We start from the raw sequence: 12954 nt of genomic DNA on the forward strand, positions 1-12954 counted from the left end.
GACATTGCCGGGACGCGGTAGCGGGATGTGGCCATGCGCGAGTTGTGCCCGAAGGCGCAGAACATGTTCAGTAATTTGGCTCAATCAGCTGAAAACCAGATTTTTGCCGATTTTTAGAAATCCGCCGTGTCCGGATGGGCGTGCCGGGATAAAGGGGGTGATCGAAACCCAATGGCGGGTAGGGTGCGCATGTGACTGTCGCCATCCGAGCCATCTATGAGGGAGGAAAACTCCGGCCGCTTGAGCCGTTGGAGTTGGCCGAAAACTCGGTGGTGCAAATCTCACTGGAGACCGGACAGGACGACGCCGAGCGCCGGGAGTGGCTGGATCAGGACCAACGGTCGCTGACAGGCGTGTGGGATAACGAAGCTGACGACGTTTACAATATTTTGCTCACGCGATGATGTGATCCTGCTGCCGATTCCGTTCACGGATTTGAGTGGCTCCAAGGTGAGGCCCGCTACGAACAGGCGCGCCGCAGCCTGCTGAATCCACTCCAAGCCAGCGCGAACCTCGTCAAGCCGGAGTAGGGCGGGTGGGGGGCTCCATGCAACGGGAGCCTGAAGGAGCGGCGGAACGTGTCCGCCGATGCCCATGGAAAGCCAATGAGTCGAGCGAAGCGCTTTCCATTGTCTCCTCATGGTCAGGGCGATCATGCATCGCCCCTCCATCCATGGAAAGCCAATGAGTCGAGCGAAGCGCTTTCCATTGTCTCCTCATGGTCAGGGCGATCATGCATCGCCCCTCCATCCATGGGAAGCCAATGAGGTGAGCGAAGCGCTTTCCATGGTCCCCTCATGGTCAGGGCGATCATGCATCGCCCCTCCATCACCCCAACAACCTCTTCACCCAGGGCGCCTCAAACAACGCGAAGCCTCCATCCGCCAGCTTCGCCTTCTCCGGATTCCTCCGGATGTAACGCGCGACGTTGATGAAGTGATCCCAATCGCGAATCAGCCGATCAAAGTAATCTTTCTGCCACAGAGAACCCGATGTCTCGCTCGCCTTGTTGATCGGTGTGGCGCTGAACCGTTTCCAGCCGGCAACGATCCTTGAAAGTGATTGTCCCGACGCCGGCGACATCAGCACATGCACATGATTGGGCATGATCACCCGGGAGTGGATCAGATATTGGGAGCCGTCGCAGCGGTCGAGCGTGGCCGCCACCTTCTCTGCGTTCGCGGGCCTTGCGAGCAGGCAGGAACCATGGCCTTCGTCCATCCATTGATCGATGCGCATCGAGAAGCGTTTGTGATATTCCATCTCGGCTTCAAGCGACCAGGGCTTTGCATGAGTCAGCAACCATTCCTCGCGCTCGTCGCGCCACTCGGTGAGAAGCTGGGTCGGAATCGAGTCACTCAGGCGGAAGGTGATGAAACACGTCACCCTGTCCTGGCTCCAGTTCGGCAAGCGGTTCCGCTGTTTCCCGATCTCCGCGAACTCGTTGAGAAATTTCAGCTCGGGGTATGAGGAAGAATCCGACTCCATGATTGATGATGGATGACAGCGACTACACCCACAGCCGTCAACCACGGAGCGGCGGAACGTGTCCGCCGATGTCCATGGAAAGCCAATGACCCGAGCAAAGCGCTTTCCATGGTCACCTCATGGTCAGGGCGATCATGCATCGCCCCTCCGTCCATGGAAAGCCAATGACCCGAGTGAAGCGATTTCCATTGTCTCAAGGAGCGGCGGAACGTGTCCGCCGATGTCGATGGAAAGCCAATGACCCGAGCAAAGCGCTTTCCATTGTCTCCCATGGGCAGGGCGAACATGTTTCGCCCCTCCGTCCATGGAAAGCCAATGAAGTGAGCGAAGCGCTTTGCATTGTTTCATGGAGCGGCGGAACGCGTCCGCCGATGTCCATTGCAAAGACCATGGCCGGATTCTCCCTTGACTGAAGCCGCATGGGACTGTCGGCAAGGTCGGGCCCTCAACACAGACATGTGGCGGGTCAATGGCATGGAAAGGGATCATGGCGTGATCGCAAAGAGGTTCCTCAGATCCAGCCTTTGGTCATGAATGAGGAGAGGAAGAATAGCCTCCGGCTTCGCCGTGCCACGCCGGGACGGGTCCGGCGGAAGAAGGTGAAGTGGGCGCGCCCGGCGGTCGCATCCTATCTGGGTGGATTTTACAAACTCCGCTCCTTGATCTCGGCGGTGATCTTGGCGGTGAATTCCTCCAGCGTCAGGGTGATGAGGTCTTCGTTGTCGCGGTGGCGGACGGAGACGGTGCCTTCCTCGACCTCCTTGGCGCCGATGACGAGCATGTAAGGCACGCGGTCGAGGCGGGCGTTGCGGATTTTTGCGCCGACCTTTTCATTGGTGCGGTCCACGGCGACGCGCACACCGAGGTCGGCGAGCTTGGCGGCGGTGGCCTCGGCGGCTTCGAGGGTTTTCTCGGAAATCGGGATGACGCGGACTTGCTCGGGCGCGAGCCAGACGGGGAATTTGCCTTCGAAGTGCTCGATGAGCAGGCCGGTGAAGCGCTCGAGAGAGCCGAACGGCGCGCGGTGGATCATGACCGGGACGTGCGGCTGGTTGTCCGCGCCGACGTAGGTGAGGCCGAATCGAACCGGCAGGTTGTAGTCCACCTGCACGGTGCCGAGCTGCCAGTCGCGGCCGATGACGTCCTTGACGACGAAGTCGATCTTCGGGCCGTAGAACGCGGCCTCGCCGATTTCCTCGGTGTATTCGACGCCGAGCGTTTGCACGGCTTCGCGGAGCGCGGCTTCCGCCTTGTCCCAGTTTTCCGCGGAGCCGACGTATTTGTCCGACTCGGGATCGCGGAGGGAAAGGCGCACGCGGTATTCGTGCATGCCCAGCGTGTTGAGGACTTTCTTGACGAGGTCGAGGCAGCCGGTCACTTCGGCGGCGACTTGGTCCGGGGTGCAGAAGAGGTGGGCGTCGTCCTGGGTGAAGCCGCGGACGCGGGTCATGCCGCCGAGCTCGCCGGATTGCTCCCAGCGGTAAACGGTGCCGAACTCGGCCAGCCTAACCGGCAGGTCGCGGTAGGAGTGGTGGTCGCTCGCGTAAATCTTGATGTGGTGCGGGCAGTTCATCGGCTTGAGCAGATAGCCCTCGTAGGTGCCGTCTGACAGACCGTTGATGAGGGTGGCGCAGGTCGCGTCCTCGTCGGCGAGTTTCTCCAGCACGTCGCGCTCGGCGATGGCCGGATACTGGCTCTCCTGATAGTAGGGGAAATGGCCGGAAGTCCGATAGAGGTCGAGCTTGCCGATGTGCGGGGTGAAGACCTGCGAGTAGCCCTGCTTGTCGAGCTCCTGGGTGATGAATTCCTGCAGCGAGCGGCGGACGAGCGCGCCTTTGGGTTTCCAGAGGATGAGGCCCTGGCCGACCATTTCGTCGATGTGGAAAAGTCCGAGCTCCTTGCCGAGGCGGCGGTGGTCTCGCTTCTTCGCTTCTTCGAGGCGGGTGAGGTGCTCCAGCAGCTCGGTGGAGTTCTTGAAGCAGGTGCCGTAAATCCGTTGCAGCGACTGGCGGTCCTTGTCGCCTTTATAATAGGAGCTCGCCACGCTCATCACCTTGAACGCCTTGCAATTCCCGGTGCGCCCGACGTGCGGGCCGGCGCAGAGGTCCCAGAAATCGCCGTTTTTGAAGATCGAGATTTCCTCGTTTTCCGGGATGTCGTTGAGCAGATCGACCTTGAAAACGCTCTCGATTTCGCGGTCGGCGACGGCGCCGAGGCGGCCGGCCTTCGCGAGTTCCAGCGCCTCGGCGCGGGAGACGGTGATGCGCTCGAAGGGGTCGTTGTCCTTCACCACCTTTTTCATCTCCTCCTCGATCCGCGGGAAATCCTCGGGCGAGATCCGGTGCTTGAGATCCATGTCGTAGTAAAACCCGTTCTCCACCGGCGGGCCGGCGGCGAGTTGGACGTCAGGCCACAGCCGGCAGATGGCGGTGGCGAGGACGTGGGCACACGAGTGGCGGAGCCGCTCGATGTCTGACATCTGGTGGCGTTCTTCGAGAGTCTTGCGTTCGGTGGACATGGGAAGAGGTTATGAGTTGGAAGTTGAGAGCTTGGAGGAAGAGAAGAGTTTTTTAACCGCAGATGAACGCGGATGGACACAGATAAGAAAAAAGATGATGGCTGTCTGACTGAGGCTTGGAGAAAAAACTGAATTACAAACTCTTATCCCTTCTTCCATCTGCGTGCATCTGTGGTTGAACCATTCTTCTGTTTGATTTCACCGGTCCATCAGCGCGAACTTGAGTTCGGCTTCGGAAACGACCTCGCCGTTGACGAGGCATCGGGCGCGGGTCTGGCCGATGGAGCCGCGCATTTTGATGATCTCAGTCTCGATGAAAAGCGTGTCGCCGGGGAAAACCGGACGCCGCCATTTGACGCTGTCGGCGCTCATGAAGTAACCGATTTTTCCGCTGTTCTCCGGCTTGCGGAGCATCAGCACCGAGGAAACCTGCGCCATCGCTTCAAGCTGCAGGACGCCGGGCATGATCGGGTGGCCGGGGAAGTGGCCGGCGAAGTAGGGCTCGTTGATGGTGACGTTTTTCACGGCGATGCACTTGCTGTCGCCGAGGCAATCGACGATGCGGTCCACCATCAGGAACGGGTAGCGGTGCGGCAGGATTTTCATCACTTCGTTGATGTCGAGCACGCTCTCGCCGTCCGGGATGGAGACGGGGGCGGGGACCATCGAGCGCATCCGGGCGTATTCGGTTTTCAGCTTGGCGGCCATCATTGTGTTCGGGCCGTGGCCGGGCTTCACGGCGATGACGTGGCCGAGGATCTTGATGCCGGCGAGCATCAGGTCGCCGATGAGATCGAGCGCCTTGTGGCGGGCGAACTCGTTGGTGAAACGCATCGATTCCTTCGACATGATTTCGTTGCCGCGGATGACCACGGCGCTTTCCAGCGAGCCGCCTTTGATCAGGCCCTTGTCGAGCAGCGGCTTGACGTCCTCGTAATAAACAAAGGTCCGCGCGGCGCAGATTTCTTTTTCGTAGGTCTCCGGATTGACCTCGCTGGAGAAATACTGGGTGAAGCGTCCTTCCGGGCCGACGTTGGTGACGGAGACCTTGAAGGTCTTGCACGGGACGATGGTGATGATGGTGCCGTCGCCGGTCTCCAGGTGGATCGGCTCGCGGATTTCCCAAACCTTGCGCGGGGCGTTTTGGGCGAGCGTGCCGACTTTTTTGATCAGCTCCACGAAAGGGCGGGAAGAGCCGTCGCCGATCGGCGGCTCGTTGGCGTCCATCTCGATGAGCGCGTTGTCCACGCCCATGCCGGTCAGCGCGGAAATGACGTGCTCGACGGTGTGAACCTTGACCGAACCTTCCGCGAGCGTGGTCGCGCGCTCGACGGTCTGGACCTTGTCAACGCAGGCGTTGATGAACGGCTGGTCCGGCAAATCGATGCGGCGGAACTTGAAGCCGTGGCCTTCCGGCGCGGGTTTGAGGGTGAGGGTGACCTTCTGTCCGGTGTGGAGAGAGGTGCCTTCGAGAGTGGCTTGACCAGCGAGAGTGTGTTGAACAGCAGCGGACATGGGGGCGCAGGTTTCATTTTTACCCGCGAAGTATCAAGCCGGAATGGTGGGGGCGCCTCAACGCCGCCTCAGCGGTTGAGCCAGTCACGGAAGACGGCCTTGTCGGCGGGGAGCAGGGTGGCGACTTTTTCGCGCCGGGCGAGGATGGCGAGGCGCTCGGGGATCTCCACGCAGTTCGGGCCGAGCTCGGCTTCCATCACGTCGAGGAACTTGGCGGGGTGGGCGGTTTCCAACGTGACGGTGGCGCTGGCCGGGTGGGCGGCGCGCCATTTCTGGGCGGCCAGCCAGCCGACCGCGCCGTGCGGGTCGATCTCGTAATCGTAGAGCGCCTTGACGGTGCGGATGGCGGCGCGCGTCTGGTCGTCGGTGAACGACATGCCGGCGATGCGGTTTTTCATGGCCTCCCACGAGCCGCCGAAAAGTGACTGCATGCGGACGAAGTTAGACGGGGCTCCGACGTCCATGGCGTTTGAAATTGTCGGCACGCTGGGGCGCGGCGCGTATTGGCCGGTGCGGAGGAATTCCGGAACCACGTCGTTGCGGTTGGTGGCGGCGACGAAGTGATCGACCGGCAGGCCGAGCTGCATGGCGAGCAGGCCGGCGGTGAGGTTGCCGAAATTTCCCGACGGGATGACGAAGGTGGGGATGACGCCTTCCGGCAGCTGGCGGGCGGCGTGGATGTAGTAGAAACTCTGCGGCACGAGGCGCGCGAGGTTGATGGAGTTCGCGGAGGTCAGGTTGAGCCGCTCCGAGAGCTCGCGGTCGAGGAAGGCGGATTTGACGAGCGCCTGGCAGTCGTCGAACGAGCCCTCGATTTCCAAGGCGGTGATGTTTCCGCCGAGGGCGGTGAGTTGTTTTTCCTGAAGCCCGGAAACCTTGCCTTGCGGATAGAGAATGATGACGCGGGTGCCGGGCACGTTGTGGAACGCGGAGGCGACCGCGCCGCCGGTGTCGCCGGAAGTGGCGACGAGGACGGTGAGCTCGCGGTCTTCGCCGCGGGTGAGCCAGGCCATCAGGCGGGCCATGAACCGCGCGCCGAAGTCCTTGAAGGCAAGCGTGGGGCCGTGGAAAAGTTCGAGAACATGGTCGCCCGGTCCGAGCGTGACGAGCGGCGCGTCGAAGGTGACGGTGCCTTCCACGATGTCCACGATCGCCTGCGGCGGGACGTCCTCGCCGAAGAAAGCATCCGCCACGGCGATGCCGATTTCCGGGAAAGTGAGCTCACGCCAGATCTCCCAGAATCCGCCGTCGAGCACGGGCAGTTTGTCCGGCATGTAAAGGCCGTTGTCCGGCGGCAGCGAGCGCAGGATGGCTTCCTTGAGATCGACGCGGTGGGCGGGGTTGTTGGTCGAGTGATAGAGCACGGCGGGAGGAAGAATTGAATTCTAATATTCCAATGAATTACGATTGGGTGAAATCTCCCTCATCCTCCAAGCAAAGAGAAATTGCTTCCCTGATGCGCAGGTCCAGTTCGTCAAAAGACTTCGCCTGGGTGTGGCAGCCGTGAAGCGATGGAACGCTTGCGACCAGCCAGCCTTCTGAATCCCGTTCGATGACAACATTGAATTTCTGCTGCATGATGTATGAGTTTAGTCGGAGTTGCGGTTTTTGGAACTGTTTAATCGACTACGTGGACGCCGTGCGGATTGATCTTTGAGACGTAGGCTTGGTTTTCGATCGGGATGGCGGAGAAGATTTTGCTGACGGCGTCGGCGACTTTGCGGGCGGTTTCCTCGCCTTCGCAAAGCGCGAAGACGGAGGGGCCGGCGCCGGAGATGGAGAATCCGAGGGCTCCCGCAGCGAGGGCGGCGCGCTTGGCTTTGTAGAAATCCGGGATGAGTTTCTGGCGGCGCGGCTCGGCGATGACGTCGTGGATGGAGCGGGAAATCAGGCCGTAGTCTTCCTGGATGAGGCCGCAAAGCAGGCCGCCGAGGTTGCCGATCTGTTGGGTGGCGTTTTCGAGCGGGATTTCCTTGGGCAGGATCTCGCGGGCGACTTTGGTGAGGATCTCGATGTCCGGGTGGACGACGGCGGCCCACAGGTTTTTGGGAGCGGGGATCTGCGCGAAGTCGAGCTCGTCGTTGGAGCGGATGAAGACGATGCCGCCGAAGAGGCAGGGCGCGACGTTGTCGGCGTGCCAGGCGCCGTCGGCGGAGGCCTCGCCGGCCATGGCGAAGGGGAGGAGTTGTTTTTTGCTGAGCGGGTTGCCGATCAGGTGGTTGACGGCGAAAGCGCCGGCGACGGACGAGGCGGAGGAGGATCCGAGACCGGAGCCGAAAGGCATTTTCTTGTGGATTTCCATCTCGATGCCGCGATCGGACATGCCGAGGTGTTTGAGTAAATCGAGCGCGGCGACGCCGGCGCAGTTTTGCGCGGGATTTTTCGGGAGCTTGCCGTTGTCGCCGGTAATCTTGGTGATGTGAAGGCCGGGCTTGTCGCTGAAGCGCACGACGATTTCATCGCCGGGTGCGTCGATGGCGAAACCGAGGACATCATAACCGCAGGCGACGTTGGCCACCGTGGCGGGAGCAAAGACGCGAATTTCAGGAGAATTGGACATAAGGAAAGCGCTCGCGGAGAGCGGGCGGAGTCTGCGGGCGGACGTCCCCGCTATTCAAGCGCGGAAACACCGGACTGCGCGCCTCAGCGGATCATGTCGTAAACCACGATCTTCTTGCTGAGCGGCTTGAGGACTTCGGTGACTTTTTGGACGTGGCGCGGGTGGCTCTCGTAGGCGCGAAGGGATTCCGCGGAATCGAAACGCATGGTCATGCCGATGTCGAACGAGTCATCGACGACAGGCCGGTCGCTGGCGAGGGCGGTGCCGGAATCGAGAAATTTCAAACCGGGGATGGCGCGGAGCTCATTGGAGGCTGCAATGACGGCCTGGCGGTCGGTGGGGTTTCCCGGGCGTTTAAGCCAGACGAAGACGACGTGATCGACGGAACCGCGGGCTGCGGGCGGGGCGATGGTGGAGCAGGAGGCCAGAACGAGACTGGCGGCGAGGGTGAGAATTGATTTCATGGGGAAATGGTGCGCTCGCGGCGACCGGTGATCGCCGCTACGCTTAGAAGAACCAGCCGCGTTTCTTGCGCTTGTAGGAGCCGTCGCCGACGGAAATCACCTTGATGTGTGTCTCGGTGAGGCCGTTTTCGCGGAAGCCGAGTTTTTTGGCGGCGCGGGGTGTGAGGTCGAGATGGCGGCCTGCGATGAAGGGTCCGCGGTCGTTGATGCGGACTTTGAGGGACTTGCCGTTCTCCAGATTGGTGACCTTGACGAGGCAGGGCAGGGGAAGGGTTTTGTGGGCGCCGGTGATGTGCCATGGCATGACTTTTTCACCAAGCGAGGTGTTGCCGCGCTTGAGGCCGAAGAACGAGGATTCGTTATACCACGAGCAGGTGCCGGTTTCCTCGAAGTCGAGCGCGGCATCCACGCTCATCGGCTGATAGTGCTGGCCGCGCACCGTGTAGGAGCGGGTCTGATAGCCGCGGTAGCCGCCGCAGGAGGTGAAAACAAAAACCGCCACGCTGCAGATGGCGGCGAGGCGGAGCGTTGGGTTTTTGAAGAGGCGGGAAATCACGATTTGCGTTCGCGGATGACTTGGAGGGTGGTGGCGACTTTTTCCTTCATCTCCTTGCCCGGCTTGAATTTCACGGCGGCGCGGGCGGGGATCGGCACGTCCTTGGCGGGATCTTTCGGGTTGCGGCCGATCTTGGCCTTCATCTCGCGGACCTGGAACGCGCCGAAATTCCGCATCACGACGGTGTCGCCGTGGGCGAGCGAGTCGGTGATTTCATCGATGAGGGTTTGCACGACTTCGTGCACGTCCTGCTGGGTGATTTCAAGTCCCTTGGCGCCGAGCTGATCGGTGATTTTGATGACGAGTTCGCGTTTGGTGATGGTGGCCATGGGAGTAGGGAAAGTGTTGATGATTAACGATGCGGGCTGATTGAACTACGAGGACGGCGGTTTTGTCTCCTCAAAAATCGTTTAATTCAATGCGCTTTCCGTGCCAGCGCGGGGACAAATTGCAAAATCGGCGGATGATTCGCAACCGACTCTGCCGGAATGTCTAATCGCTGGATTCCGGCGGAGTGGTTCCGAGCACGGCGTGGGTGGTTTTGAAGTGGAGTTTGGCAACTTTTCCGAGGACTTCCGGTCCGTCGCGGGCGACGAGTTCGCGGGCGGCTTGGACCACGGCGTCCGATGCCCCGAGCGGAAGCTTGATGCCGGCGGCGGCCGAGGTTTTATCCATCCAGTCGATGAAGCGCTCGCGGGCGAGGATGGAAGCGGCGGCGACGGCGGTGTCGGACTCGCCCTTGGTGCGTTGTTCGAGTTGGAGGGTGAGGCCTTTTTCCTTGAGCGCGCGCTGGAGGATCTCGGGGCGGGCGAACTGGTCGCTGAGCGTGCGCGGACAGTCCGGGCGGGCGGCGGCGAGGGTTTCGATGACGCGGGCATGGCCCCATGCCAGCAGGCGGTTGAGGTTTTTGAACGACGCGTGCATCGTGTTATAACGCTCCGGCCCGATCGCGACGACGGCGGTGGTGCAGCCGGGCGTCTCGCGGATGATCGCGGCGAGCTGGCGGATGCGGGCGGGGCTGGTGACGCGCTTCGAGTCCATGATCCCGGCGGCTATCAAGCGGCGGGCGATGGTGGCATCCGTGTAAGCGCCGGCGATGACGAGCGGGCCGAAATAATCGCCCTTGCCGCTTTCATCGATGCCGAAGTGCGGTTCGAATTTGTCGGGTTCGAGAACCTCCTCGTAGTCTAACTTCGCTACGCCGGTGACTTCGGGTTCGAGCGTGAAGCGGATGAAGTCTTCCGTATCCTTGCCCTGGATGAGGACCTTGGGGCCCTTTTCGTAAACCGTCACGTTGAGCTTGCCCTTGCGCGCGGCGAACAGGGCGTAGGGCTTGGTCTCGAAATCATAGCCCTGCCGCTCCAACACGTGGCGGAGGGTTTCCGCCTGGGCGGAAGTGAGCGGCGCGGTGTGGGTGGTCATGAAATTACTCGGCGACGACGAACATCGCGCCGAACTGGTTGCTCGGCACGGGCTTGTCCGGATTCACCGCCATTTGGGAAATGTCGCCGTCGAGAAACAGCGCGTCCTTGCAGCCGAGCTTGAGAAACAGTCCGGCGAAGTCCCATAAACTCACCATTTCTCCTTTTTCGGTGATGGCGAAAACCAGTTGTTTCTGGTCATCCACCCCGACGCCGTTAGGCTTGAGGAAGAAATTTCCCGGGGCGTCGGCCAGGTTCAGTTCGTGGAGCGTCTTCCGTTTCTCGATGTGGAGTCCGCTAGGAATCCCGCCGGGTTCGAATATGCCGGCGTTCATGATGAATATCACGGCCTTTCCTTGTTTGGCGAATGCCGCCTGCACCCGCTCAAAGCTGCGATAAGGCACATCGGTTTGATCTTTCCAAACCACTTGCACCTGCTTTGGCGCGAGGCGGACCACGCGGAATCTCACTCCGGCGGATTCGATGGATTCCTCAACGATTTCCGCGTGGAGGACAAGATGGCTCATCAGGAGAATGATGACAGGAAATCGGATCACTCCGGGATCGAGTCGTAGATTCCCTCCAGCGAGAGCACGGTGTAGGCGGTGACGAGGACGGGGTTGGACTCCATCCAGCGGCCGTTGTCATTGATCCACGAGCCGTTCTCGCGCTGGGCGGCGAGGATCTTGTTGCCGAGGTCGTTGCGCCAGTCGGCCTCGGTGCCGTCCGCGAGTTTGAGGTTGTCGACGTTGGCTGCGGTGAGCGCCTTGGACATGGTCTGATAGTAATAGTAGATGCCCTGGGTTCCCATGCCGGGGTTTTCGGCGAGGGTGTAGTTTTTGCCGAGCCATTCCTTGACTGCGATCACCCGTGGATCATTGGCGCTGACCTTGGCGTAGATGAATGACAGGAGCCCGGCATACGACATGGAGCCATAGGAGCGGAGCGCGGTGCGGCCGTTGGGGAGCTTCTCCTCGCCGGCTTTGGTTTCGTTAGGTCCGTAGATGAATCCGCCTTTGTTGTTCGGGTCGTTGGACGCCCATTCGCTGTCGTTGGTTTCCTCGAGGTTCTGGCAGCGCGAGAGGAAGGTGACCGCGGCGCCCCAGTCGAGATCCGGCTGGTCGCCGTGTTTGCCGTCCTCGATGACCTTCTTCGAAAGCGCGAGCGCCTCGATGGCGAGGTAGGTGTTGGACATGTCGGCGCGGTCGTTTTTGGAGCCGTAGCCGACGCCGCCGTCGTTCGGGTTGTCGGTTTCCTTGGCCTTGTCGATGTCCCACTGCTGGCCGATGAGGTGCTTGCGGGCCTTGACGATGGCGGGCTCGTAGGCTTCGCGGCCGGAGGCGACGAGGGCGGTCACGGCGGTGGCGGTGTTGTAAACCGACAGGCCGCGGTTGTAGATGCCGCCGTCTTCTTTCTGTTGGGCGAGAAGCCAGGTGAAGCCTTTTTCGAGCGGCTCTGGAAACGGGGCCTTGCGGTCCAGACTCGGGTCGCGGGCGAGGGCGGTGAGCGCGAGCGCGGTGAAGGCGGGCAGTTCGCCGTCGTCCCAGTTGCCATCGGGTTTCTGCTGGGTCTTGAGCCAGGCGTTGCCGCGGGCGATCGACTGGCGGATTTCCTGTTTGAGGGACTCGTGGCGGCCGGGGGCTTTCCCCGCGGCGCTGCCGATGGTGGTGCCGAGGATGATGAGCGTGGATAGTAATTTCATGGTTTCGGGAGAGGGCTGGTGTCCGAGTAAGCAGCGATGATCACGGTGACATTTGTTTCTAGGGGCGGCACTCTTTTGGGAAAGGCGACCCATGCGGTGTCGTCCTGATTGTCGGTGCCGGGATAATTGATGATCGCGGCGGGGGAGACGAGAATCGCGGCGATGTCGCCGGTGATTTCCGGGACGTATTTGCCCTCGTTGAAATCCGAGCCGCTGTAAACCCACGGTCCCGCGTCCATGGCGGTGGTTTTCACGGCATGTTGGATCCAGTCGTTGATCGGGACGCGGCGGGTGCGGCCCTGGTCATCCCATTCCACATCGATGGCGATGCGGGCACCGGCTTTGATGGCGGCGGGGACCTCCGGGTATTTGTCCGTCAGGCGACCGTCTTCGTCGGGGATCAAGAAAAGCTCGCGAGACGGGGGGTAGCGAAGCAGGGAGAAGGCGAGATTGAGGTGAGTGGAGGAAATCTCGCTGATCAGCAATGCTTCGTGGAGTTTCCCTTGAGCGAGCACGATGAGGTATTCGATGAGCCCTTCCGCCATGTTGACCTTTGCGGGGAAGCGGATTTCCCGGGTCTTTTGGTCGAAAGTCACCGCGCCGATTTGGTGCTTTGTCTCGCTGAGTTTGACCACCGAGGGTTTGACTGGCTCCGCGGTGGGCGCGCTGTCTTGGGCCAGCGCCAACGAGGCGCAAATCGGGATGAGGATGAGGCTGTGGAAAAGCATTT

General features: G+C 61.1%; 14 protein-coding genes. 1 reads left to right on the forward strand and 13 read right to left on the reverse strand.

Annotation, left to right across the window (positions count from 1 at the left end; translation table 11 throughout):
- The first annotated feature begins 191 nt into the window (after nt 1-191).
- Nucleotides 192-404 (forward strand): antitoxin family protein, encoded by a 213-nt coding sequence (locus tag AC4DF4_RS02935; protein ID WP_490046618.1) that lies wholly within the window; start codon nt 192-194, stop codon nt 402-404.
- A gap of 424 nt (nt 405-828) precedes the next feature.
- Here AC4DF4_RS02935 and AC4DF4_RS02940 read toward each other — a convergent pair whose 3' ends face one another.
- The 13 genes from AC4DF4_RS02940 to AC4DF4_RS03000 all read right to left on the reverse strand — a co-directional run bounded on the left by AC4DF4_RS02940 (nt 829) and on the right by AC4DF4_RS03000 (nt 12952).
- Nucleotides 829-1410, reverse strand: a complete 582-nt coding sequence (locus AC4DF4_RS02940; RefSeq protein ID WP_490046619.1) for a transposase — start codon at nt 1408-1410, stop codon at nt 829-831.
- 721 nt (nt 1411-2131) lie between these two features.
- Nucleotides 2132-4006, reverse strand: a complete 1875-nt coding sequence (gene thrS, locus AC4DF4_RS02945; protein WP_490046620.1) for a threonine--tRNA ligase — start codon at nt 4004-4006, stop codon at nt 2132-2134.
- Between the two features lie 198 nt (nt 4007-4204).
- Nucleotides 4205-5521 carry a bifunctional UDP-3-O-[3-hydroxymyristoyl] N-acetylglucosamine deacetylase/3-hydroxyacyl-ACP dehydratase gene (locus AC4DF4_RS02950; protein WP_490046621.1) on the reverse strand — a complete coding sequence of 439 codons (1317 nt, stop codon included), beginning with the start codon at nt 5519-5521 and terminating at the stop codon, nt 4205-4207.
- A gap of 68 nt (nt 5522-5589) precedes the next feature.
- Complete coding sequence (thrC, locus tag AC4DF4_RS02955) at nt 5590-6885, reverse strand: threonine synthase (protein ID WP_490046622.1); 1296 nt, start codon at nt 6883-6885, stop codon at nt 5590-5592.
- 37 nt (nt 6886-6922) lie between these two features.
- Nucleotides 6923-7099, reverse strand: coding sequence for a type II toxin-antitoxin system HicB family antitoxin (locus AC4DF4_RS02960; RefSeq protein WP_490046623.1), 177 nt, complete (start codon nt 7097-7099; stop codon nt 6923-6925).
- Between the two features lie 40 nt (nt 7100-7139).
- Nucleotides 7140-8081 (reverse strand): homoserine kinase, encoded by a 942-nt coding sequence (locus AC4DF4_RS02965; protein WP_490046624.1) that lies wholly within the window; start codon nt 8079-8081, stop codon nt 7140-7142.
- Nucleotides 8082-8164: 83 nt separating this feature from the next.
- Nucleotides 8165-8545 (reverse strand): Dabb family protein, encoded by a 381-nt coding sequence (locus AC4DF4_RS02970; protein ID WP_490046625.1) that lies wholly within the window; start codon nt 8543-8545, stop codon nt 8165-8167.
- Between the two features lie 43 nt (nt 8546-8588).
- The gene (locus AC4DF4_RS02975) at nt 8589-9101 is read right to left on the reverse strand and encodes a septal ring lytic transglycosylase RlpA family protein (RefSeq protein WP_490046626.1); all 513 of its coding nucleotides are present in this window, start codon (nt 9099-9101) and stop codon (nt 8589-8591) included.
- Nucleotides 9098-9430, reverse strand: coding sequence for an HU family DNA-binding protein (locus AC4DF4_RS02980; RefSeq protein WP_490046627.1), 333 nt, complete (start codon nt 9428-9430; stop codon nt 9098-9100). Before AC4DF4_RS02980 ends, AC4DF4_RS02975 begins: the two co-directional genes overlap by 4 nt.
- 163 nt (nt 9431-9593) lie before the next feature.
- Entirely contained in the window at nt 9594-10523 is a 930-nt protein-coding gene (gene rnhC / locus AC4DF4_RS02985) for a ribonuclease HIII (protein ID WP_490046628.1), read from the reverse strand.
- 4 nt (nt 10524-10527) lie between these two features.
- Nucleotides 10528-11049: a phosphodiester glycosidase family protein gene (locus tag AC4DF4_RS02990; RefSeq protein WP_490046629.1), complete on the reverse strand. Its 522-nt coding sequence runs from the start codon at nt 11047-11049 to the stop codon at nt 10528-10530.
- 26 nt (nt 11050-11075) lie between these two features.
- Nucleotides 11076-12224, reverse strand: coding sequence for a prenyltransferase/squalene oxidase repeat-containing protein (locus tag AC4DF4_RS02995; RefSeq protein ID WP_490046630.1), 1149 nt, complete (start codon nt 12222-12224; stop codon nt 11076-11078).
- On the reverse strand, nt 12221-12952 hold the full coding sequence (locus AC4DF4_RS03000) for a YdjY domain-containing protein (protein ID WP_490046631.1): 732 nt from the start codon (nt 12950-12952) through the stop codon (nt 12221-12223). The genes AC4DF4_RS02995 and AC4DF4_RS03000 overlap by 4 nt, the downstream gene beginning before the upstream one ends.
- Between the last annotated feature and the right edge of the window lie 2 nt (nt 12953-12954).

It is taken from the genome of Luteolibacter sp., assembly GCF_058122085.1.